The sequence below is a fragment of the Arcicella sp. GW821-FHT09D11 genome, assembly GCF_059416265.1.
Map to the genome: position 1 here is coordinate 94822 of NZ_JBWKOV010000002.1, position 22733 is coordinate 117554.

At 34.8% G+C, this 22733-nt stretch carries 23 protein-coding genes; 5 read left to right on the forward strand and 18 right to left on the reverse strand.

The window, feature by feature from the left end; all coding sequences use genetic code 11:
* Window positions 1-253: 253 nt before the first annotated feature.
* The 14 genes from AC07N0_RS05810 to AC07N0_RS05875 form a co-directional block, all read right to left on the reverse strand.
* Complete coding sequence (locus AC07N0_RS05810) at window positions 254-1360, reverse strand: sensor histidine kinase (RefSeq protein WP_494588462.1); 1107 nt, start codon at window positions 1358-1360, stop codon at window positions 254-256.
* Window position 1361: 1 nt separating this feature from the next.
* Window positions 1362-2081, reverse strand: coding sequence for a LytR/AlgR family response regulator transcription factor (locus AC07N0_RS05815; RefSeq protein WP_494588463.1), 720 nt, complete (start codon window positions 2079-2081; stop codon window positions 1362-1364).
* A gap of 113 nt (window positions 2082-2194) precedes the next feature.
* A complete protein-coding gene (serS, locus tag AC07N0_RS05820; protein ID WP_494588464.1) occupies window positions 2195-3466 on the reverse strand; it encodes a serine--tRNA ligase in 1272 nt (423 codons plus the stop codon).
* Window positions 3444-3896: a putative toxin-antitoxin system toxin component, PIN family gene (locus tag AC07N0_RS05825; protein WP_494588465.1), complete on the reverse strand. Its 453-nt coding sequence runs from the start codon at window positions 3894-3896 to the stop codon at window positions 3444-3446. The genes serS and AC07N0_RS05825 overlap by 23 nt, the downstream gene beginning before the upstream one ends.
* Entirely contained in the window at window positions 3880-4125 is a 246-nt protein-coding gene (locus AC07N0_RS05830) for a hypothetical protein (RefSeq protein WP_492801423.1), read from the reverse strand. Before AC07N0_RS05830 ends, AC07N0_RS05825 begins: the two co-directional genes overlap by 17 nt.
* Before the next feature lie 90 nt (window positions 4126-4215).
* Window positions 4216-5574, reverse strand: coding sequence for an aspartate kinase (locus AC07N0_RS05835; protein ID WP_494588466.1), 1359 nt, complete (start codon window positions 5572-5574; stop codon window positions 4216-4218).
* A 14-nt stretch (window positions 5575-5588) separates the two neighbouring features.
* The gene (locus tag AC07N0_RS05840; RefSeq protein WP_494588467.1) at window positions 5589-5996 is read right to left on the reverse strand and encodes a type II toxin-antitoxin system VapC family toxin; all 408 of its coding nucleotides are present in this window, start codon (window positions 5994-5996) and stop codon (window positions 5589-5591) included.
* 1 nt (window position 5997) lies between these two features.
* A complete protein-coding gene (locus tag AC07N0_RS05845; RefSeq protein WP_494588468.1) occupies window positions 5998-6234 on the reverse strand; it encodes a DUF2281 domain-containing protein in 237 nt (78 codons plus the stop codon).
* A gap of 63 nt (window positions 6235-6297) precedes the next feature.
* The gene (gene ribH, locus AC07N0_RS05850) at window positions 6298-6774 is read right to left on the reverse strand and encodes a 6,7-dimethyl-8-ribityllumazine synthase (protein ID WP_494588469.1); all 477 of its coding nucleotides are present in this window, start codon (window positions 6772-6774) and stop codon (window positions 6298-6300) included.
* A 145-nt stretch (window positions 6775-6919) separates the two neighbouring features.
* Complete coding sequence (locus tag AC07N0_RS05855; protein ID WP_492801428.1) at window positions 6920-7609, reverse strand: tetratricopeptide repeat protein; 690 nt, start codon at window positions 7607-7609, stop codon at window positions 6920-6922.
* A gap of 265 nt (window positions 7610-7874) precedes the next feature.
* Window positions 7875-9167, reverse strand: coding sequence for a murein hydrolase activator EnvC family protein (locus tag AC07N0_RS05860; RefSeq protein ID WP_494588470.1), 1293 nt, complete (start codon window positions 9165-9167; stop codon window positions 7875-7877).
* 15 nt (window positions 9168-9182) lie between these two features.
* A complete protein-coding gene (gene lolB1, locus AC07N0_RS05865; RefSeq protein WP_494588471.1) occupies window positions 9183-10028 on the reverse strand; it encodes a lipoprotein insertase outer membrane protein LolB1 in 846 nt (281 codons plus the stop codon).
* A 41-nt stretch (window positions 10029-10069) separates the two neighbouring features.
* A complete protein-coding gene (locus AC07N0_RS05870; protein ID WP_494588472.1) occupies window positions 10070-11806 on the reverse strand; it encodes a tetratricopeptide repeat protein in 1737 nt (578 codons plus the stop codon).
* A 211-nt stretch (window positions 11807-12017) separates the two neighbouring features.
* A complete protein-coding gene (locus AC07N0_RS05875; protein WP_494588473.1) occupies window positions 12018-12803 on the reverse strand; it encodes a copper homeostasis protein CutC in 786 nt (261 codons plus the stop codon).
* 297 nt (window positions 12804-13100) lie between these two features.
* Between AC07N0_RS05875 and AC07N0_RS05880 the strand changes: the two genes are divergently transcribed.
* The 3 genes from AC07N0_RS05880 (at window position 13101) to AC07N0_RS05890 (ending at window position 16253) form a co-directional block, all read left to right on the forward strand.
* A complete protein-coding gene (locus AC07N0_RS05880) occupies window positions 13101-13322 on the forward strand; it encodes a DUF2795 domain-containing protein (RefSeq protein ID WP_092018230.1) in 222 nt (73 codons plus the stop codon).
* Between the two features lie 179 nt (window positions 13323-13501).
* Entirely contained in the window at window positions 13502-14962 is a 1461-nt protein-coding gene (locus tag AC07N0_RS05885; protein ID WP_494588474.1) for a leucyl aminopeptidase family protein, read from the forward strand.
* Between the two features lie 76 nt (window positions 14963-15038).
* Window positions 15039-16253, forward strand: a complete 1215-nt coding sequence (locus AC07N0_RS05890) for an ATP-grasp domain-containing protein (protein ID WP_494588475.1) — start codon at window positions 15039-15041, stop codon at window positions 16251-16253.
* 66 nt (window positions 16254-16319) lie between these two features.
* Here AC07N0_RS05890 and AC07N0_RS05895 read toward each other — a convergent pair whose 3' ends face one another.
* The 4 genes from AC07N0_RS05895 to mutY all read right to left on the reverse strand — a co-directional run bounded on the left by AC07N0_RS05895 (window position 16320) and on the right by mutY (window position 20422).
* A complete protein-coding gene (locus tag AC07N0_RS05895) occupies window positions 16320-17219 on the reverse strand; it encodes a hypothetical protein (RefSeq protein ID WP_494588476.1) in 900 nt (299 codons plus the stop codon).
* 22 nt (window positions 17220-17241) lie between these two features.
* On the reverse strand, window positions 17242-18615 hold the full coding sequence (gldE, locus tag AC07N0_RS05900; RefSeq protein WP_492801436.1) for a gliding motility-associated protein GldE: 1374 nt from the start codon (window positions 18613-18615) through the stop codon (window positions 17242-17244).
* 134 nt (window positions 18616-18749) lie between these two features.
* On the reverse strand, window positions 18750-19217 hold the full coding sequence (locus AC07N0_RS05905) for a single-stranded DNA-binding protein (protein ID WP_494588477.1): 468 nt from the start codon (window positions 19215-19217) through the stop codon (window positions 18750-18752).
* 140 nt (window positions 19218-19357) lie between these two features.
* On the reverse strand, window positions 19358-20422 hold the full coding sequence (mutY, locus tag AC07N0_RS05910) for an A/G-specific adenine glycosylase (protein WP_494588478.1): 1065 nt from the start codon (window positions 20420-20422) through the stop codon (window positions 19358-19360).
* Window positions 20423-20760: 338 nt separating this feature from the next.
* On the opposite strand from mutY, the gene AC07N0_RS05915 reads away from it, so the two are divergent.
* On the forward strand, window positions 20761-21057 hold the full coding sequence (locus tag AC07N0_RS05915; protein ID WP_492803641.1) for an HU family DNA-binding protein: 297 nt from the start codon (window positions 20761-20763) through the stop codon (window positions 21055-21057).
* A gap of 118 nt (window positions 21058-21175) precedes the next feature.
* Window positions 21176-22036 carry a tetratricopeptide repeat protein gene (locus tag AC07N0_RS05920; RefSeq protein WP_494588479.1) on the forward strand — a complete coding sequence of 287 codons (861 nt, stop codon included), beginning with the start codon at window positions 21176-21178 and terminating at the stop codon, window positions 22034-22036.
* Window positions 22037-22733: the final 697 nt, after the last annotated feature.

Here is a 22733-nt window from a genome sequence, read left to right on the forward strand (position 1 = left end):
AATAGGTGTATAGACTCATACTTAATTAAAAAACTAAATTGAGCCCTAACGTTTTGAGACATAACTTTATCTTTAGTAAGCTTCGTTATTTAAATGTTTCAAGGTGTTAGCAGGTATTTTTAAGATAGGCGTATTGTTTCTTAGTAATAAAATGGTGTAAATAATTTCTTATGCAAATTTGCCATAAAAGAAATCATGCAAATTTTGTAATCGACAAAACATATTAACTTTTCGACAAAATATGCTTGACATTCTACATTAATTTTAATTGTAAATCGACTGTATATACGTTCTCTTCATTTTTTATTTGAAGAGAATGAGTATCAGCAAACAGCGTAGCTAACCGTTTTTTTACATTAGTTAAACCAATGCCTCCAAATGTTTTTCTTTGATTACTATTAGGTAAATTTGATTTGCTATTTTCTACTTCAAAGTATAGCTTCTTATTGTCAACTTTAAGTAATATTTTGATAAAACAGTTTGACAATAAGTCTCCTATACTATGCTTGAAGGCATTTTCAACAAAAGTAATAAGTATCATTGGAGGAATGTTTCCATGAATCTCTCCTTCTACTTCAAAGCTTACTTGAAGTCTTTTCGTATTCCTCATTTTTTCTAGCTCAATAAAATTAGTGAGGAAACTTACTTCTTTTTCCAAACTGATTGTTGGTTGATTAGCTTCGTACAGGACATAATCTAACAAACTAGATAAAGATAAAATAGCTTCACTATTACGTTTATCCTCAGTGACAGAAAGGCAGTAAATGTTATTAAGGGTATTGGTTAAAAAGTGAGGATTTATTTGAGACCTTAAATAGTCTATTTCTGTTTGCTTTTTTTCAGAAATGTTTTTAGCCAAAGAACGAGAGAGTATTATAAAGAAAGCGGGTAAAGCTGTTATTAGTATTTCAAGAGTACTTCCAATAATTTCACCAGATTCAAAAAAATACCAAAATCCTTTTTCATAAAATTTCTTTAGATAACTATTGCTACCTGTAATTTCTTTATCGTTTATCCAATTATTGTTAAAGATTAATTGAACTCTAAAATAATAAAATATACTTACCATAAAAAGGAGGAAGGTAATCCCGATAATAGTAATAAAATATTTACGTTTACTATCAGATTTCCAACTGGGAAGGATAATGTACGTTATGCTGTAGAAAAAGATAATATCAGGAATGAATACATATAATAATGTAGTGATTTGATAGTAGATATTAACAGTAGGGGCAAGAATCACACCCCAAAGACTAGCAAGCATTAATCCCCAAAAAACACAATGCAATAGAATCCTTCTCTTAACAGATACCCCTTCAATAGGATATATTTTTAAAAACAACTCGGCAATTTTTTCCATATTAATTAATAGGTTTAATCTTACTCATTAGTGTTTCCTTATAGTTTTGTCCCATTGGAATCATGATATTGTTTTTGAGTTCTATCAAACTATTGCTACTATCAATTGATGTGATTTTATCAGTAGCGATAATATAAGATTTATGTACTCTCATAAAACTTTGAGGAGGTAGAATCTCCACCATCTTTTTCATGGTAATATGGGTAACAGTTGGGCGGTCTGCATCAGTGATAATTTTGATATAATCTCTTAGTCCCTCTACATAAATAATATCATTAAAATTTACTTTTATCATCTTACTACCTTCTTTTACATACACCATCGTTTCTGAAGAAGGATGCTTGTCTTCTTTATCTGTAAGGCTATATAGACGTTGAACCTTTTCAATCGATTTTTGGAATCGGTCAAAAGAGATTGGCTTTTTAAGGTAATCAATTACATCCAAATCATAGCTTTCTAAAGCATAATCAGCATGGGCTGTCATGATAATTATGTGTGGACTTGGTGAAAGCATCCTGATAAAATCTAGTCCAGATAAATGAGGCATTGATATATCAGTAATAATCAAATCAACGACTTGATGAGCTAGAAAATTAGAGGCTTCAATAGCATTATCAAAAACTTGAAGGAGTTCTATAGAAGGAATTCGAGATAAATAATTTTTGATAAGGTTTTGAGCAGGTTCTTCATCTTCAAGAACAATACAACGGAGGGTTTTCATACGTTTTAGGTTCAAGTAGATTAATATTATAGTGGCTTATTTTATAGAATAAAGCAGCGTCATGATTTATAAGAACCATGACGCTAAAAGGCAATTTTTATTAGTTAAGTATATTAAGCAATCTCTTCAAAACCACAATAAGGCACTAATACTTTTGGTATTTTAATACCTGTTTCAGTTTGATTGTTCTCCAAAATGGCTGCTAAAATACGAGGTAAAGCTAAAGCAGAGCCATTAAGTGTATGTAATAACTGAGATTTGCCTTCAGTTTTCATTCTTAACTTTAAACGGTTGGCTTGATATGTCTCGAAGTTTGATACAGAACTAACTTCTAGCCAACGACCTTGTGCTGCAGACCAAACCTCCATATCATAAGTAAGGGCAGATGTAAAGCTCATATCGCCTCCACATAAACGCAATACTCTGTATGGCAGCGCTAGCTTTTGAAGAATGCTTTGTACGTGTAATGACATTTCTTCTAAAGCATTGTATGAGTTTTCAGGCTTTTCGATGCGGACAATTTCGATTTTATCGAACTGATGTAAACGGTTCAACCCACGAACATGAGCGCCCCAAGAGCCTGCTTCACGACGGAAACATGGCGTATAACCTGCATTCTTGATAGGTAAATCTGTTTCTTGTAAAATTACATCACGATACATATTGGTAATAGGTACCTCAGCCGTAGGAATCAAGAACAAATCATCCTCAGTCGCATGATACATTTGCCCATCTTTATCAGGTAACTGACCAGTACCAAAACCAGACTCTTTATTAATCAAAATAGGAGGTTGAATTTCGGTATAACCTGCATTAATGGCTTCGTCTAGGAAGAAATTAATCAAAGCACGCTGAATTCTAGCACCTTTTCCTTTATAAACAGGAAAGCCTGCACCTGTGATTTTATTGCCTAATTCAAAATCAATGATATCATATTTTTTGATTAAGTCCCAGTGAGGTTGAGCATTCTCTGGTAAAGTAGGAATAGCTCCATTTTCCAATACCACTTCATTTTCCTCAGGTGTTTTTCCTACTGGTACACTGCTGTGTGGCAAGTTGGGCAAAGTAACTAATACTTCATATAAGTCAGTTTCAGTATTTTTCAATACTTCTTCCAATTCTTTAGAACGAACTTTCAAAGAACTAGTTTCAGCTTTGGCTGTTTCAGCTTCCTCTTTCTTACCCGCTTTCATCAATCCACCAATTTCTTTGGCAAGAGCATTTGATTTTGCTAGGGTAGTATCTAATTCAACTTGTGTTTCACGACGCTTTTCGTCTAATGCTAATACTTTCTCAACGATTTCTTCAGCATCCTTGAAGTATTTACGTTTTAAGCCCTCAATTGTAGTGGCTTTGTTTTCTTTAATTTGTTGTATTTGTAACATAAGTTTTTTCTAAATCTAATTTACAAAATTGTCTTGAATTAAGTATCTGTATATGCTTGTATGGGTTCAATACTAATAAATCATCATCTCCAGTTATAATTAAAGTTGCATCATCAGCTACTGCGAGGGATAAAAATTTATTGTCTTTTGGATCTCTACAATCAAATACAGGATTATCTATTTGAATCCAAAGGGCTGCTTTTCTAAAACTACTTAAAAAATTAAATCGGGTTTCATCACTGAAGTATTTGTCAAATTTTCTACGAAAAAGTACATCGACAAGTTCTGCAAAAGTTTCTTCTGAAGCTAATAAAACACCATGCTGAAGTGCTTTGTGATATGCTTGTGCAGTAGTACTTTTCCCATCAGGTGAAATAACAGCACTTAAAAGTGTATTTGTATCAAATACGAATTTAAGAACGTTGTTCATTATCAATTTCCTTTAAAAGCTCATCAAGCATTTGATTCGTTAATCCATTTTGGGAGGATTCTTGTCTTAAAATATCCGAACTTTCTAATAAGCTTTTATTTAAAGAATCTACGAATCTTATTTTTAAGAGATTTTCAATAGCTATCATAGCCGATTCTTTCTCCTTTTCAGAAGCATTCGTGAATGCAAGATAAATTCCATCAGGAATATTTACTGATAATGCTTTCATGATATATAAAATTTATTTCCACAAAGATAAAAAAAATAGCCGTGCTGGAAACAGGTTTCACAACACGGCTATTAAGCAATGTCGTTATAATTAAGGAGCGGAGAAAATATCTTTCATCGCATCTTCATATAAAAAACAACGTTCATTCAAAGCATTCAAAGCAGCAGCTTTGTTTTTGCCGTGAATTAACAAAGTAATATTATGCTCGGAAGCACCATAGCAAATCATTCTGATTGGAATATTTTTCATTGCTTCTAATACTTTCAAAGCAATGCCTTCTTTGTCAGCCGAGAAGTTTCCAACGATACAAACGATAGTCTGGTCTTTATCACATTCTTCTAAATCTGCAAATTGACGTAATTCGCCCATGATTTCTTCTAAATGTTCGTCATTATCAATGGTTACAGAAACCGAGACTTCCGATGTCGTAATCATATCAACAGGCGTTTTGTATTTTTCGAATACCTCAAATACTCTACGCAAGAAACCATAAGCATTCAACATTCTGGTTGAATGAATATAAATAGCTGTTAAATTATCCTTGGCAGCAATAGCTTTAATTTCACGGTCAGATGTTTTGTCAGCAATCAAAGTACCAAAAGCTGCTGGTTCCATCGTATTTTTTAAACGTACAGGAACACCTTTCATTTTAGCTGGCGTAATCGTACTTGGGTGCAAAATTTTTGCTCCAAAATAGGCTAATTCGGCTGCTTCTTCAAAGGTCAATTCACGAATAGGGAAGGTTTTCTTTACGATACGTGGGTCATTATTGTGCATTCCATCAATATCTGTCCAGATTTGTACTTCCTCCGCTACAATGGCGCCACCGATTAATGATGCTGTATAGTCTGAACCACCTCTTTTTAAGTTATCTACTTCTCCACGTGGATTTCTGCAAATAAACCCTTGGGTAATAAAGATTTGCTTGTCTGTCAATTGTGAGAGAATAGCCCCTAATTTTTCTTCAGTAAACTTCAATACAGGTTCGTTGTCTGCATCAATGAGCATAAAGTCTAACGCTGGTAATAAAGCCGCACTAATACCTTGTTCACGTAAATATGCTTCGAACATTTGGGTAGAAAGCAATTCACCTTCAGCTACAATTTCCTTTTCTTGTTTTATTGAAAATGGCTTGATACTTTCTAAAGAACGGATAAACGAAAATTCTTTTTCAATAATTGCCTTACCTTCAGCATAACCCGCTTCTGTACTATAGAGCTCTTTAATAAAGACTTCGTAATGCGCAAATAACTCGTTTATTTTCTGAGTAGCTTCATCATCATTATTCGCCTTCAAAGATTCTCCGATAGAAATTAAAGCGTTTGTAGTACCTGAAAGGGCAGACAAAACGACAATTTTACGATTACCGTCTTCAGTAATCAAATTTTTAATTGAGTGCATTCGCTCGGGCTTCCCAACGGAAGTTCCCCCAAATTTCCAGACTTGCATTTTTTCTTCTTTAATTATTGATTATCAATGATTTGTATTTGAGATTGATAGTTTTTAAATTTCTCGTCGGCTGAGATTAATGAGATGTCCTCTTGAAAAGCCGTTGCTATAAGTAATCTATCAAAAGGGTCTCTGTGGTTTTCTACTAATTGTATAGTATTGTAAGCGTTGATATATTCGTTTTTAATAGGTAAAATTTGAAAATCGACTAAGATTAACTCTTTGATTAATTCTTCGATTGACATTTTCATATCTGGAATTTTCCCTAGCTTCTGTTTTATGGCAATTTCAAATAAGCTTACTTGACTGACCCAAATAGCATTATTATCATCCTCTAGTATCTGTTTCAGTTTAATAGAGAGTTTAGGGTTATTCTGTAAGGCCCAAATAAGAATGTGGGTATCAATAAGATATTTTTTCATATCAATACATATATTCATTTAAGTCTTCTAAAGGCTCATCAAAATCATCAGGAATTGAAATTTTCCCTGCTAAAGTACCTAATTGTCGTTTTTTCTTAGGAGTTTCTTCAACATCGCTGGTTACCAAAACAATCACCCTAACAGATTGATTTGCTTTGAGTTGAGAACGAAGATTACTCGGAATATCAATGTGTTGATTATCCGTAAGAACGGTCGGAAATTCGATGGCTTGTAGCATAATTTTGTTGTTAAAATGTGCTAAACTTTCTGACAATTGAAAGTTTTCTTTATTCTCTAATCCCTAAAACGCCAACATTTTCACTGCTGTAATAGCAGCTTCATCCCCTTTATTTCCGTGGATTCCTCCTGCACGGTCTAATGCCTGTTGTTCTGTATTGGGCGTAAGTACACCAAAGATAACAGGTTTATCATATTTTAAGCTTACTGTAGTAAGTCCTTGGGCTACGGCGTTATTAATATAATCATTATGTTTAGTTTCGCCCTGAATCACACATCCAATACAAATCACTGCATCAATTTCTGCTTTTTGCGCCATCTTTTGGGCTGCAAACGTTAGTTCATAGCTTCCCGGAACGTTTACTCTTATCACGTTCTCTTCTTTTGCTCCGTAGGCTAAAAGAGTTTTATGAGCACCCGCTGCCAAGGCATTAGTAACTTCCTCATTCCACTCTGCCACCACAAGGGCAAACTTTTTATCACTTACGTTTGGTAAGTTTTCTGTGGAAAAAATACTTAGATTTTTATGTGCTGAAGACATTTTATAGTTGGTATTGGCTCTAAAAAGTAATGACGAAAGTTTACGGATTAAAGCGTGTGTACGAAAGTTTAAAACTAATAACTATAAAAAAAGGGATAAGAACTTATGCTCTTATCCCTCTCGTATCAATATTTTATTGATTCCTTTATTCTGAGACAGAGCCTTCTAACACCGCTTTATACTTCTTAGCGTTGATGGATTCTGACGACTCTGCATATTTGTCTACAATTTCAGTATAAACAGCCAACGCTTCTTTTTGTTCGTTGTTTGCTTCATAAGCAGCAGCCAATTTCATTAAATATGTAGGCGTGAAGAATTTGTTAGCCTTATATTCAGCAGCTTTTTTATAATATGTTATAGCATCGCTATATGCTTTCTTTTCTGTATAAGCATCTCCAATTAAAGAATACGCACGAGCCTGCACCAATAAATCTGAGCTACTGAATGATTTTAACTGATCAATGGCTGCATCAAATTTACCTTCTTTTAAATTAGCAACACCCGCATAGAAGCTTGCTAAATTTCCAGTATTTCCACCAAAATCATCAGCAATTTTACCTAATTCTTTAGCAGCTACTTTATTTGAGTCTGCTTCAAATTGATAAACAGCATTAAATAATTTTGCCTGTCCTTCTTCGTCTTTTGTCGTTAAGTAATATTTGTAGCCAAAATAACCTAATATCGCCACTACCAATATACCTGCTACACCATAAATTACGCCTTTGTTTTTTTCAACAGTCGCTTGAACTTTATGAATGTCATGCTCTAATTCGCTTTTTAAGCCATCAGCAGTTTCCAAAAAATCAAGTGGCGTTTTTTCGTCTTTCTTTGTCATTGTTGGTTTTTATCTTTATTTGTTGTCGGTTATTTATCCTTGTATAATGAATTGATAATGAGTTTACAAAGCAAATAACTAATCATTTTTTACTAGCTTCAAAATCGGATTGCAAAATTAGGAAATCTCTTGGAACTTTAAAGGTTTTTGTGTAATCTTTTCAAGCCTAATTTCAAAAGTATCAAAAAATAAGGGATTTAGGTGCTTTTTAGCGAAACATTTTGAGATAATAGCATGATTTTCCCATCGATTCTGTCTCTAAAATCTATTTCTGACGAAGCCAATTTTCTGGATTTTGCTTATCAAAAGTTTTCCAAACTTGGAAATTTAACTCCGAAGTACCATCAGTATCAGAGGCAACCTCACCTACTTTTTGTCCAGCACCTACTTTTTGTCCATTTCTTACTGATACGTTAGATAATTTACTATAAATGGTAAAATAATCGCCATGCTGAATCGCTACAACCATATAAGTTCCTGGAATAGAAACCACAGACTGAACAACGCCTTCATAAACTACATTTACATCATTCCCTGCACTTGTTTGTATATCAATACCATTATTGTTTGTTCTGACTCCTTTCAAAACAGGGTGATTATGTACCCCAAAACGACTAGAAATAAAGCCAGAATTAACAGGCCAAGGCATCCTGCCTCGTAATGCCGAAAAAGAAGTGGCCAACCTTGTTTCTTCCACATTCAGGGCAATGGCTTTTCTATTTGAAGTAATAACAGGCTTCTTGTTTTGATTACGCCTATTGGCTAATTGCTCACGTTCTTGCGAGCGTTTTATTTCACGCTCTACAATTTTAGCAATCATCGTCTCTAAGCGCTCTACTACCTTTTTATTAGCTTCCAATTGTGCTCTTAGGCTTTTTTCTTTCTGGCTTAATTCCGTAACTACTTCTGTTTGTTTTCCTTTTAATACTTGTAAATTTTGTGTTTCTGTAATCTTTTCACGCAAAACAGCATCTTGCTCTTGTTTCTTTTGCAAGATTTTTACTTGTTCTGTCAATAATTCCGAACGTACTTGTTGTATTAAAACTGCTTGTTTTTCGCGTGCTGAAGAATATTGTTGAAGGTATTTATAACGACGAATCAGTTGGTTGAAATTTGCAGAAGAAAACAAAAAACTTAGCTTGTTTACTTTATTACTGGTTTTAGCTGCTGTAAAAACCATTTTGGCATATTCTGCCTTTAATTCTTCAAGATTTCCCGAGAGTTTCCCTGTAGCCTTTTTTAGTTCTTCGGCTTCATTTTGAAGTAATTGCTGATTTTCAGAAATGATGTCAATCTGTTTGGCTTGTTTATCAATTCTTTCTCCTAAGGCATTAAGTTTACCTACACTTGCCTCTTTTTTCTGTTCAGTTTTTTCAATGATTTTATTGATTTCCTGAATCTTCTGGATATTCTCTTGCTTGGCAGCCTCCAACTTTTTCCTTTTAGCAAGGGTTGAATTTTGTGCAATTGATAGGTTGGGAATGAAATATAACAAAACAAGAAGCAGTCCTGAAACGAATTTTAGGGCTGCTTGATGATTACTGATATGTAAATTCAACTTTTTGATAAAGTTTTAATTTTTATTTAGAAGTTTTTCGGGTACTCTAAATGGAAATTCCAAAGGAGTGTCTAATAATTCAACCTTTGTGTGCTTGATATTAACAACGGTTTGATACATTTTTTGATCTTCCTTCGACTGATAATCTAGCGTGATTAAGCTTGATTGAGGAAATAAAAACTGATTCAATGTCGTAAAGTCATCAAAGTCTAAAGTTAGTTTATTACTTGTATCTTCTTGTGTAAGCAAGATTTTTTTTAGCTTTTTATTTTCTCCAATATAATTATCTATCAATACTTTGTTTTCTTCTTGTTTTAATAAAAAGTATTCATTGCTACGCACTACTCTGGATTTATTTTTTTTGAAGGGACGATTCCCGACCACCAAAGCTTGTAAAATATCATAGCTTACCTTGAAGTTGAATTTTTCGGCAAAGTCATCATACGTATATTCTTTGTATTCTCCATGGTATTTATCGTAAAGCTTTACAACGCTATCATTGAAAAGCGCTGTAGCCACTGTAATACCAAATGCTGATACGTTCATCCAAATTAAACTGTCTTTACGCATCCTGATATCAACAGTAAAGCTTTGGTTATCATTAGGAGATTTGTACGAAACTTTTGCTTTTGCTTTTAAGTATTTAAAATCAATCTCATCGATTTTAACTTTTTCTTCCTCTGTTACAGTTACTTCTGGTTTAGAAGATGGTATGATAGTCAGGGAATCAATTACTGGCTTCGTCTCAGCTACTTTTAATGAATCAATAGACGAAGCATCGGAGGTTTTATTGATATGTTGACGTTTACAAGAAGCAATAAAAAATGTAAACGCTAAGAGCATTAATGAGTAATGTTTCATATTTTAAGATTAGGTAATTAATAGCTTACTGATTTGAATATCTATTCTATTAATTTCATTTCCGCAATTTTTTTGTCGATTAATGTACTGGTTGTACCTATGGTTTTAGCTTTCTTCCACTGTTCTACAGCTTTTTCTTTTTCACCTAATTGAAAAAGCACATCACCATAATGTTCTACAATTGTACCACTATTACTTTTATTCTGAACAACGGCTCTTTCTAAATAGATTCTAGCCTTGTTATAGTCTTTCATCACATAAAGTACCCAAGCATACGTATCCAAATACGTACCATTATCTGGATGCTTTTCCACCAGTCTTGCACCCATTTCAGCGGCTAATTCCAGTTTATCTTTTCTTAAAGATAGGAAATAACTATAGTTATTCAGTACATGGTCATTGTTTGGGTCAGCTTTTAGGGCAGCCTCATAGGCTTCATCCGACTTCTGATATTTACTTAAACTATTATAAGTATCACCCAATAGCGCATTGATGTGTTGGAATAACTCAGAATTTGTGGGTGTTAGTCGTCTAGCTTCTTCTAACGACTCTGCCGCTTTGTTATGATTTCTTTTTTGATAATATGCCGAACCATTCAAATACCAAAATGCAGATTGATTTGGAAAAACCTCTATGGCTTCTTCGCTATGAACAATGGCGCTATCTATTTGTCTTAACTTAAAATCAATGTTGATGATATTTCCCCAAACTTCATTGATAGATTTATCCAGCCTAGCTGCTTTTACATACTCATCTCTGGCTGATTTCTCATCACCTTTTTGAAAAAGCAAATCACCATAAATAGCATGAGATTTTGGGTCTTGTGGATTAGCCTTAATCAATACCTTCACCAAATTAAATGCTGTTTGTTTTGATTTTTCATCTTTGGCCATGTTCATGTAACCAATCAGGATACGTGCCTTCGTGGTAGCATCAAGGCTGGCATCGGCAAAAGCTAATTCTAACTCACGATTACATTTATCAATTTCTCCTTTTTCCTGATACAACTGTGCTAACATGATATGAGCCTGTGCATTTTCAGGATTCATTTTCAGAATCTTCTCAAGATATGGAATGGCTTGCTCATTACGTTTGTTCGACATCAGCAATTCTGCTTGGTCTATATTATAATCAATTTCTTCAGGGTCTGATAAAATTAGTTTTTCGCCTTCTTTTATGGCTTCATCTACTTTACCGATTTTTACCAAAACCATCTGTTTCTGACGCGTAATTTCTTCATTAATACCAATGATTTTTTCAGCTCGGCTGTATGATTTCAGTGCCTCATCAAAGTGATTATCGAAAATATAAACGGCGGCTTGCGCTACATATAATTCAGATTTTGAAGGATTCAGGGCAATGAGGTTTTGATATACCCTTGCTGCTGCATCATATTTTTGTTTTCTGACATACAAGTCTGCCAATAACTCTCCATACGCTTCGTTTTCGCTATTCAGTTGAAATGCTTTTTCAGCATATAAAATAGCCTTGTTTTCGTCTTTTAATTTTTGGTAATTATTAGACAAAGCATACAAAATTCCGCTGTTATCAGGTACGATAGCAAGTGCCTTTTCATAAAATTCAACCGCTTTGTCATAGTCTTCCATCATATAGAACTTCATTCCTTCGGTAAAAAACGATTCTGCTTCAAGCAATTGAGCTTGCGATTGCTCTTCTTTTTTCTTAGAAGATTCACGTTTTTGGGCATACGAAAACTGACTAATTATTAATAAAGTAGCCAGTAATGAAAAAATATATCGAAGATTAAAATTCATCATTTAATATATAGCAGATTGAAGAAAAAAACATTTCTCAAGACAATTTTGTCTGTATCAGTATTTTCCGTTCTTCAAAGTTAAGGAAAATCTATTTAAGTCGTTATTGAATAATATTGCCTTAAAGAATTAAATGCAATTTAGTTTCAAGCCTACTAACGAATAATATTGTAATTAGGTATATCAAAAATACTTCAAATTTTAAGGTTTTGTTTCATTTTTTTACTTGAAATTCTTGGCTGAGCAAATCTACTACCGCTTTTATTTTTTCACTATCCGAATAAGCAATTTCATACTCTGGTACTGCTGGTAAACCGCCCATTGCAATGCCTTCTTTTCGGAAAGTCATCGTCGAATCTCTGGTAGATTTTCCTGTTAGGTGAATAGCATCCACGCCTGTTTGGGCAATTTGTATGACGTTGCTCAGATTTATGCCACTACCCACCATAATTTGTATCCTTCCCTGTGCCTGTTCTACGATAGCCTTAATTTGTGCTATGCCATCTATCGCTACATTCTTTTGACCAGAAGTTAATATTCTGTCACAACCTGCTTCAATAATAGCTTCTAATGCTTCTGAATAATCAGGCGTCATATCGATTGCTCTGTGGAAAGTTACTTCCATAGGCGAGGCTAGTTTTACCAATTCAGCAGTTTGTTGAATGTTTACACGGCCATCGGGGTGTAAAATTCCCAATACGATACCTGCACAACCTAAAGCTTTCATGGAAAGTATATCCTCTTTCATGATAGCAATCTCTTCATCGGTATAACAAAAGTCTCCACCCCTAGGGCGAATCATCGCATTGATTCCAAGTTTTACTTTTTGAGTGACCATTTTTACTAAACCAGCCGAAGGCGTAGTACCACCTTCAAACATTGAACTACAAAGTTCTATTCTATTTGCTTGGGCTTTTTCTGCCGCTACACACGATTCAAAAGAATAAGCACAGACTTCTACGAGGGGTTTTTGTTGTAAAGTAAGGGTTGAATACTTCATTGGGACAAATTTAATGTTTATTTAATCTCTTAGGAAGATTATAGTATTTTATTGAATTTCAGGATAATAAAAGAATATAGCTACAAAATTGTAAATAATTATAGCTTTAAATGTACTTTTTTCAAATAAATTTAGTTAATTCAACACAAGATTTTAAAGAAAAAAGCTTTTCATAAATAAAAAACGTATACTTTTGCAATCCTGAGAAAAACAGGTTAAATAATAGCTGTATAAGTCTCTTATAATCAGTATTTTATTTTTTAAATTAGTAATTAATTGTAATCAAATTCATATAATATGTACTGGACACTTGAATTAGCATCCTATCTAGAAGATGCTCCATGGCCTGCCACGAAAGATGAACTAATCGATTTCGCCATCCGTACTGGATCGCCACTTGAAGTAGTTGAAAATTTGCAAGAATTGGAAGACGACGGTCAACCTTACGAAAGCATCGAAGAAATCTGGCCAGATTATCCTACTAAAGATGATTTCTTCTTTAACGAAGATGAGTATTAAAATTGGATAATAGAAAGTAATTACGAAGTGCCACCTGTTGAGGGTGGCATTTTTTTTGTTGATATTATATATTATTGCTTTAAGCAATGAGCTATAAGCTGTTTATATTACTAACATTAATAACAAAAAAAGCCTATTGCTCACAGCTCAGCACTCATTGCTACAAATAAACTACTTACATGAAAAATAACATCAGGATTAATATTATTAGTCAGTTCAATCAGGAGGATAAAGCTATCATTGTGCCGATTTTGCAGACTAATGAGCCTACGGATGAGCTAGAAAAAGTAGCCCAAAATTTTGGAATAGATGCCCTGTTGCTCAAACAAGACTTTAAGGCAGATTTCAAAGAAATTCATGTAGTGTATTCTGCTCAGCATCAGAAAGTAATATTGTTGGGTTTAGGAAAAAATCCCAACACTGCTGATATTATTCGTGCATTCAGGAAACTGATTCACGAACAAAAAACAAAGCTACCCAACACAGTGTGTATTGATGCCAGAACATTGCCCGAAGCATGGGTTGAATACCTTGTGAATGGCTGTATATTGGGTACTTATGATTTTGGGTTATATAAAACGGATGATAAAGCCAATATTCCACTGTTGGGGAATGAAGGAACACTGAATATCATCAGTGAATTGAAAAATTTAGATGCCTTCATTCAAAAAGGAAAAGCAATTGCCGAAACACAAATGCAGATGTTTGATTTGATGAATGCCCCTGCTAATAAAAAAATACCGCATACTTTAGCGAAATGGGCGTTAGCATCTGGCGAAAAATATAATTATTCAGTAAAGGTGCTTGAAAAACAGCAGTTGAATACCCAGAAATTAAATGCCCTTTTAGCGGTAGGGCAAGGTAGCGAACATCCCCCGATGTTGATTATCATGGAATATCGTTCGCCCAAAGCTACACAAACAGTGGGTTTAGTAGGCAAGGGTGTAACTTTTGATACTGGTGGAATATCCATAAAATCGTCGACTAATATGCACTTGATGAAGTCGGATATGGGAGGTGCCGCTGCTGTTTTTGGTGCGATAGAATTAGCCGCCAAGCTTGAATTACCTGTACATTTAATAAGTATCATACCTGCTTGCGAAAATGCGGTAGATGGCAAATCGTTCAAACCAAGCGATGTAATAAATTCTTATGCTGGAAAAACGATTGAGGTGATTGATACTGACGCCGAAGGAAGATTGATTCTGGCAGATGGCTTAAGTTACCTAACCAAGAATTTTAAGGTGGATACTATCATAGATTTAGCCACGCTGACAGGTAGTTGCGTGGCCACGTTGGGCTATCATGCTGCGGGTATGTTTACGAGTAATGATGAATTAGCCGATACTCTGAACCAATCTGCTACCGAGACAGGAGAACGACTATGGCGTTTGCCTTTGTGGGATGTGTATAAAGAAGACATTACTTCGGATATTGCCGATGTTCGCAACTATTCGGGTAAGCCAATGGCTGGGGCTATCTCTGCGGCAAAATTCTTAGAAGTATTTACTGATAATCATCCAAAGTGGGCTCATTTAGATATTGCAGGAACAGCCTTTGGTGACACAGAGTTTGCTCCGCACAGAACTGGAACGGCTTTTGGAGTAAGACTATTAGTCGATTTTTTAAGTAAAATATAGTTAGTACTTTCTTGGCTTAATCCGTTGATTTTATTAATTTTAATTAATTGCAAAATCTATTTAATCCTGATAAACTATGTCATCAACGCTTTCTTTTCTTTGTATTTCTACTTATTTTAAAGGGAATGAGTTTTTGCGAGCTTGTAAACAAGCTGGAAACAAGGTGTATTTATTGACGAATAAAAAGCTAGAACATAAACCTTGGGTTCGAGAATTTATTGATGAAATATTTTACGTTGAAGAAAAAGCCGACGGTTCTATTGATATGAACGAGGTCATTCTAGGCTTAGCCTATATGATGCGTTCAAGAAAGGTAGATAGAATTGTGGCTTTAGATGATTTTGATGTAGAAAAGGCGGCTCATTTGCGAGAACATTTCCGTATTCCGGGTATGGGACAAACCACTGGCCGACATTTTAGGGATAAATTAGCTATGCGGATGAAAGCTGAGGATGCTGGTATAAAAGTACCTATGTTTTCAAGCTTATTTAATGATAATGATATTTTTGAATTTACCCAGAAAGTAACCTATCCGTGTGTCATAAAACCTCGTTCAGAGGCCTCTGCTACAGGGATTAGAAAAGTATATAATTCCGAACAATTATGGGAGGTAGTTCATTATTTGGGTGACCGTCGCCATGAATATTTGGTTGAACAATTCAAGCCTGGGGATGTATTTCATGTAGATTCAATTTCTTTAAAAAGTGAATTTGTATTTACGCGTTCAAGTCAATACCTCTCAACACCGATGGAAGTGGCACATGGCGGAGGCATTTTCCGTTCTGTCACGGTACCTATTGGTTCTGAGCTCGACCTTGCCTTACAAGAAGCTAATGCCCAAGTAATGAAAGCCTTTGGTATGAATTATTCTGCTACTCATTCAGAATTTATCAAAGACCATGAAACGGGTGAGATTATCTTTTTAGAAACGGCGTCAAGGGTAGGAGGGGCGAACCTCGCTGAAATGGTTGAGGCTTCATCAGGGATTAATCTATGGCGAGAATGGGCAAATATTGAAACGGCTGTAGCCAAAAAAGAAGAATATACGTTGCCGCCTGTTGAAAATAATTATTCTGGAATTATTATTTCTTTAACCAGACAGCAATATCCCAATTTAGCAGGATTTGATGCGCCAGAGATTTATTGGAGAATGAACGAAGAATATCACATTGGTATGATTGTGAAATCAGATAATAGAGAAAGAGTCATTGAAATTTTAGATGATTACGCCCATCGTATTTATCAAAATTTTCATGCGTCGGCTCCAGTACCAGATAAGCCCACACATTAAAAATGTCTTAAAATCACTAGAGAGGGACTTAAGTCCCTCTCTAGTGATTTTACTATAACTGCATTCTTATTTGCGTTTGCTCTGATATAAATGCACTGGAATTTTATTGTCGCTTTCCTCGCTGATGGTATAAAAGCTTGAACCATCATTACTAAAGCTAATGCCTTCTCCCTGTGGTTCGGCTGTATAAGGCAACAAACTACCCGCACGTTTCAAGGCCGTCGGAATACTTTCATTGGTTTGGCGTCGCCAGTGAAATACTTGCAGATAATTCTTGATAAGTATTTCTTGATTATCAGCAGAAATACTCCCATCTGTAATATAAAATCCTTGATTGCTAGCTACTGAAAATGAAACCTCTTCTATAAATTCGGCCGTAATTGTTTGCGAAAAAGACTGTGGATAAGGAATTCTATAAAGTCGTTGGTTTTTTTCTCTTTTGCTTAATATGTAAATATCCTTTGTTTCTTGGTCAATCAGCATACACTCAGCATCTCTTGCACCGTCGGGATATTTAAACGTAATTTTTTGAACGTTAGTCAACGTGTTGACAGTTGGTGTATTCGCTGCAATAGTAGGTTCTGCTACTTTATAAATAGCATATTCGCCGTATTGAGCATTATTGTCACCAATCTCGCCAATGTACAAATACGAACCCTCTGGAAAGGTAGCCATCGCAATAGCCTCCCAATCTCTATTTGTAGCACCTTGTAAAAAAAACTCATACAAGCCTTTACCTGATTTATCTATCAAAAAAATCCGATTGCTATCTCCACTATCGTTATGTGTCCAGAGGTAGCCTTTGTTTTTCTGACTTGCTATTAACCCTGAGGCTTCGTCGATAGATTTGTTTTCGATTAATCCTACATCTATCGGATTGTCGAAGTTGTCACTAACCGTAATTGGGGTAGGTTTTTTTTCGCAAGCCACCAATGATAGTAGCCATAAGAAAATAAGCTTTTTCATATTAAGATTAATTTTGCAAAGCCTATTCAACTTCTTGCGGAGATGGATTTGGTTCTTCCTCCACTTTAAGCGTTACTTTTACTTTCTTGATTCTACGAGTATCTACTGAAGAAATTCTAAATTTGTATTTGTCATACTCCACTTCTTCGCCAGCATGAGGCAAGCGAGTAAATAACTCAATCAACAGACCCGCCAATGATTCACTATCTCCTCGGGCTTTATCAAAATAATCATTATCCACACTCAGTGCACGGCATACATCATTCAACGAAACTTTGCCTTCAAATTCAAAAGAGCCATCTTTTAACTTCACATAGCCTAAATCTTCTACATCTGACTCATCATGAATATCACCTACTATCTCCTCGATAATATCCTCCATTGTCACAATGCCTTCTGTTTCGCCGTATTCGTTTACTACAACCGCCATGTGCACTCTTTTTTCTTGAAAATCGTATAGCAAGTCGTCAATCTTTTTACTTTCTGGAATGAAAAAAGTTTGATGTAGTAAATCTTGCCATTTAAAATGCTCGTCTTTTTCCAGATGTGGCAAAAGGTCTTTGATATATAAAATACCCTCTATTTTATCAACAGTTTCTTTATAAACTGGCACACGCGAATAACCAGATTTGTTGATTTTATCCATCAATTCATGAAAGTCAAAAGCAATATCAAAGGCCGTAATATCTCTTCTCGAACGCATTACACTTTTGGCCGAGGTACTGCCAAAGTTTACAATGCCTTTTAAAAGGTCTTTTTCTTGTTCTGATGTGTCTTTACCCGTCGTAATTTCTAGGGCATGGTTTAGTTCGTCGGCAGTGATGGTATAGCCCTTTCGTTCCACTCTTTTTTCGATGATATTACTGATACCCAGCAATAGCGAAGACAAAGGTTGAAAGATGATTGTAGCAATTTCTAATAAAGGAGCCGTTATTTTAGCAAAGCGGAGGTTGTTTTGCTGAGCCCATACTTTAGGAATTAATTCGCCAAAAAAAGTAATGATAAAAGTAACCCCTACCAATAGTACTAAGGTAGCCACTAAGCCTTCCTTTTCTTTTTCGCCTACTACTTGCTCGGTTACATAAGTAGCAATCGTGATAAAGGTAATGTTTACTAAATTGATGGAAATTAATAAAGTAGCTAGTAGTAGCTGTGGTTTGTCTAGTAATTTAGATATAGTTCTTTCTGTTCCACTATCACTTTCACGGCAAGCAGCACGTTCGTCAGAAGATAATGAAAAGAATGCGACTTCAGAGCCAGCCAACAGGGCTGATAACATTAATAAGCCTAATAGAATCAACGCATTGATGCCATAAACGCTGTAAGATGAGGTGCTTTCAACTTGGGCTAAAAGCACCAAAATCGGGTGAGGTTCGTCGGATAATCGGGTTTCCAAAATATAATGGGTTTTAGTGCTTTAGTGATTAAATGGTAATGATTGGTAATTAATTGTTTAGATACTTTTTTGTCTGATAGTTCTGAAAGCAAACATACTAATTACCAATCTTCAATCACTAACTAACTTATAATTTAAAATGGTAAATCATCACTATCGTCACTACCAGTATTGCTACTGAATTCAGGAGTCGGAGCAGGCGTTCTTTCTGGTGCAGGGCGTGATTGTTGCGCAGGTACTGTCTGAGCACTTTCAGAGCCTCCTTCATTACTTCTGCCACCTACCAAAGTCATAGAAGTACCTCTAATCTTAGTTGTTTTTCTGACGATATTATCTTTGTCAGTATATTCTTCGGTACGAATTTTACCTTCAACATATACAGAATCTCCTTTATGAAGGTATTGCTCTGCAATGTTGGCTAAATTATCCCAAAGTTCTATTCTATGCCATTCTGTTTGTTCAACTCTCTGTCCATCTCTATTATTATAAGCTTCAGAAGTTGCTATACTAAAAGTTGTTACTTTAGAACCACTAGGGAGTGATCTTACTTCTGGGTCAGCACCCAATCGTCCTAGCAGAATTACTTTGTTTACACCAGCCATTGTTTAATTGTTTTAAAAGTTTGAGAACCTATGTGAATTTAATGAAAAACAGTTCAAGTTACAAATTTGTCGATAGGAACTGATATTATATTTTATCGTTAAATATCTACAAAAAGTTCAAATTGAACACTTATTTTCTATTAAAATACAAACTCTTTTAAGTAATTGTTTACTAAGGTTGATTTTGGTAAATCGTCTACTTCATTGAGGCTGTACCATTCAAGTTCTTGGGGCAAATCTACAAGAAAATGTTCTTGTACTTCTAAATGCCAAAATTTGGTTTGTATGCGTTGATGAGTAAGTATATGAGTGTATGTGATTGATTCTCTTTTGATTAATGATTTTTTCATAAGGTCAGTCAAGAACACATCTTCAGTAGCAAGATACAATAAATCTTGAATATTTTCTTCACATTCTTTGAGATAAAAATCATACATTCCTTCCCAAACATCCCTTCCTTTTCGTTTACGCATGGCAAAATTACCATTTTGTTCAATGATAAAGTAATTAAAAAAACGTTCTTTTACTTTTATCTTTTTAGATTTTACAGGAAGTATCCCCACGCGTCCTGTAGCATAAGCAATACATTCCATAGAAAGTGGACAAAACATACAATTGGGCAAAGCAGGAGTACATTGTAGCGCCCCGAACTCCATAATGGCTTGATTGTGCATCGCCGAATTATCATCTGGCAATACGCTTTCGGCTAATTGGGTAAATACTTTTTTGGCATCCTTGCCCGAAATATCAGTTGTTTCACCAAATACCCTTGCGAGTACCCTATACACATTGCCATCCAGCACAGCTACTTTTTCGCCCGAAGAAAAAGAGGCAATAGCTGCGGCGGTGTAAGTACCAATTCCTTTTAATTTTAATAATTCTGAATACTTTTCTGGAAATATACCGTTATAATCTTCAACAACCATTTTGGCTGTTTTGTGCAGATTCCTTGCCCTTGAATAATACCCCAAACCCTGCCAAAGTCTCAATACTTCGTTTTCTTCGGCATTGGCTAAGTCTTGGATAGTAGGGAAGGCATTTACGAATTTATAGTAGTAAGGCATGCCTTGTGCTACCCTGGTTTGTTGAAGAATAATTTCAGATAACCAGATGTAATACGGGTTTTGGCTGTTTCGCCAAGGTAAATCTCGTTTGTGTTGAAGATACCAATTCGTAATTTTTTTTGAGAAAAAATCGTTTTTCAAAGGATGAGTAGTTTGTTTGTTCGCAAATAGACTTTTGTACTAAAAATGACTGAATTTATTGTTTTTCCAAGAAATTAATCTAAAAATTGATATTCGGGAACGGATTTAAGTTTTGGCAATCGGCTAACAATTAAGCAATTACGAAAAAAAAGTTCGGATAATATTTTTTTGTTTCTTTCATAATTCAAACCAAAGCCGTACCTTTGTGACCCTTAATAATCAAGGGGTTACGAAAGTAATGATTTCATCACTAAAATCAAGGTGAACTCTACCGTTATTTTCAATGCTGAAACGCAACCAATCATTATTTGTTTAACATATTTTTTATTAATCCTAAAATTTTCAATAAAGTGACTAAAGCAGACGTAATCGCAGAAATTTCAGACAAGACTGGTATCGACAAAGCAGATGTATCAAGTGCAATTGAGTCTTTCTTTTCGGTAGTAAAAGACAACCTTTCAAATGGTGAACCAATTTATGTAAGAGGTTTCGGAAGTTTTGTAAACAAGAAAAGAGCACACAAAATCGCTCGTAACATCTCTAAGAATACTTCAATCGAGATTCCAGAACACTTTATTCCTAGTTTCAAACCTGCAAAAACTTTTGTAGAACAGGTTAAGTCAAACGCAAAATAGATTAAGTTTAGTTGTCTGTTCAAATTCTTTGTTATCCGTGTGAAACACTTTAACAGTAATTAGGGTTTTTAACATTTACCTTAACAGATAAATTAATAGCTTAAAAACTAAAAAAATCATGCAAAAGCCTTTTATCATTATCATCGTTATTGCCTTCGGATTGGTTGGAGGTTTATACAGTTTACCAAAAGTAGTTGTGAACGATGAGAAGAGAAAGTTGGAGCAAACTTCGGAAGAAACCCCTGCACCAACTGCCAATCGCGATAAAATGGCAGCATCTAAAACACAAGAAAGTGCCGAAAGTCATGGTGCTACATTGAGTGTTGAACAGCAACGTGTGATTGCGCAATTGAAGGGGAGTTATTTGAATGGTAGCACAGCGAAAGTAAAAATGAAGGCGGGAGACGAATTGATTGCTAAATTTGTAGAATATACTCGCTTTGATAGTGCCGCTTATTATGCAGAGGAAGTAGCCAACAAAATCGAACCCTCAGAAACGAATTTGATGAAAGCAGGTAATTTGTATTACGAAGCATTTACCTACTCGCTTCAAGCAGAAAAGACTACTGTGTTAGGGGAAAAGGCCAGAGAAATTTTTAGTAAAGTTTTGGCAAAAAATCCTGAAAACTTGTTGGCTAAAACCAACATGGCAATGACTTACGTATCTACTTCGACCCCTATGCAGGGAATCACAATGTTGAGAGAAGTAATTGCAAAGGAACCAGATTATGAACCAGCTTTGTTCAGTTTAGGCATACTTTCTATTCGTTCAAATCAGTTTGGAAAAGCGGTTGAACGCTTTAAACAAATTTTGAAGAACAACCCATCTAATTCAAAGGCAGCTTTGAATTTGGGATATTGCTTAGCTGAGTTAGACAGAAAAGAAGAGGCTAAAGCTATTCTAGAAAAAGTGCTTGCGAATAGTACTGATTCACAAGAAAAAGCAGCAGCTAATGAAATTTTGTCAAAATTAAAGTAATATTGTATGTTGAATATTACTTTTCGAGCTTCTTTAGCATCAGAAATACAAAAACATTAAACATATTTTTAACATTTAAAACCTTTTAGAATCATGCCTTGCGGAAAAAAAAGAAAGAGACATAAGATCTCAACGCACAAAAGAAAGAAGCGTCTTAGAAAAAGTAGACATAAGAAGAAGTAGTTAAGGCATAAGGAAACGGGCAAAGTAAATATTTATTACCAGTCTTTTCCTTTCGCCTTAGTACCCAAAAAACAGGCAGAGTCTCCTATGTGGAATTTGCCTGTTTTTGTTGTTTTTGTGAGATTGATTGTTTGAAAGAAAAGTTTAATTACATAAAGGTTTCATTGTCAGTTTTTTATGTAATTTTCGGTCATGACATTTTGGGGATATGTAGTGATTTTAAAAAAATACTAAGTATTAATTACTAATGCTTTTTGTTTTCTATTTAGTGTTTAATCAGGCTATTTAATAAAATCATTTGCTTAACCAAGATAAGTCACCTTCATTAAAGTCAATTTAAAAATATTAAATTTCAGACCAATTTTAATTAATAATTATTACCCTTTTGTCGTGATAATTCTCCTAATAAAAAATCGATTTTTCCTTTTTTTCTAGGCTCGCACATATCTGGAATTTTCTAAATTTTTAAAGACTTAACGCAAGCATACTCACTACTACGACGTCCTTCATATCT

Excerpts from the sequence above, each read along its gene's own strand:
- AC07N0_RS05870 (WP_494588472.1), bottom strand. The coding sequence starts at position 11,806 with ATGATGAATTTTAATCTTCGATATATTTTTTCATTACTGGCTACTTTA.
- serS (WP_494588464.1), bottom strand. The coding sequence starts at position 3,466 with ATGTTACAAATACAACAAATTAAAGAAAACAAAGCCACTACAATTGAG.
- AC07N0_RS05880 (WP_092018230.1), top strand. The coding sequence starts at position 13,101 with ATGTACTGGACACTTGAATTAGCATCCTATCTAGAAGATGCTCCATGG.
- AC07N0_RS05810 (WP_494588462.1), bottom strand. The coding sequence starts at position 1,360 with ATGGAAAAAATTGCCGAGTTGTTTTTAAAAATATATCCTATTGAAGGG.
- AC07N0_RS05830 (WP_492801423.1), bottom strand. The coding sequence starts at position 4,125 with ATGAAAGCATTATCAGTAAATATTCCTGATGGAATTTATCTTGCATTC.
- AC07N0_RS05885 (WP_494588474.1), top strand. The coding sequence starts at position 13,502 with ATGAAAAATAACATCAGGATTAATATTATTAGTCAGTTCAATCAGGAG.
- AC07N0_RS05845 (WP_494588468.1), bottom strand. The coding sequence starts at position 6,234 with ATGCTACAAGCCATCGAATTTCCGACCGTTCTTACGGATAATCAACAC.
- AC07N0_RS05815 (WP_494588463.1), bottom strand. The coding sequence starts at position 2,081 with ATGAAAACCCTCCGTTGTATTGTTCTTGAAGATGAAGAACCTGCTCAA.
- AC07N0_RS05905 (WP_494588477.1), bottom strand. The coding sequence starts at position 19,217 with ATGGCTGGTGTAAACAAAGTAATTCTGCTAGGACGATTGGGTGCTGAC.
- AC07N0_RS05855 (WP_492801428.1), bottom strand. The coding sequence starts at position 7,609 with ATGACAAAGAAAGACGAAAAAACGCCACTTGATTTTTTGGAAACTGCT.
- AC07N0_RS05920 (WP_494588479.1), top strand. The coding sequence starts at position 21,176 with ATGCAAAAGCCTTTTATCATTATCATCGTTATTGCCTTCGGATTGGTT.
- lolB1 (WP_494588471.1), bottom strand. The coding sequence starts at position 10,028 with ATGAAACATTACTCATTAATGCTCTTAGCGTTTACATTTTTTATTGCT.
- AC07N0_RS05835 (WP_494588466.1), bottom strand. The coding sequence starts at position 5,574 with ATGCAAGTCTGGAAATTTGGGGGAACTTCCGTTGGGAAGCCCGAGCGA.
- AC07N0_RS05890 (WP_494588475.1), top strand. The coding sequence starts at position 15,039 with ATGTCATCAACGCTTTCTTTTCTTTGTATTTCTACTTATTTTAAAGGG.
- ribH (WP_494588469.1), bottom strand. The coding sequence starts at position 6,774 with ATGTCTTCAGCACATAAAAATCTAAGTATTTTTTCCACAGAAAACTTA.
- AC07N0_RS05840 (WP_494588467.1), bottom strand. The coding sequence starts at position 5,996 with ATGAAAAAATATCTTATTGATACCCACATTCTTATTTGGGCCTTACAG.
- AC07N0_RS05875 (WP_494588473.1), bottom strand. The coding sequence starts at position 12,803 with ATGAAGTATTCAACCCTTACTTTACAACAAAAACCCCTCGTAGAAGTC.
- AC07N0_RS05895 (WP_494588476.1), bottom strand. The coding sequence starts at position 17,219 with ATGAAAAAGCTTATTTTCTTATGGCTACTATCATTGGTGGCTTGCGAA.
- AC07N0_RS05825 (WP_494588465.1), bottom strand. The coding sequence starts at position 3,896 with ATGAACAACGTTCTTAAATTCGTATTTGATACAAATACACTTTTAAGT.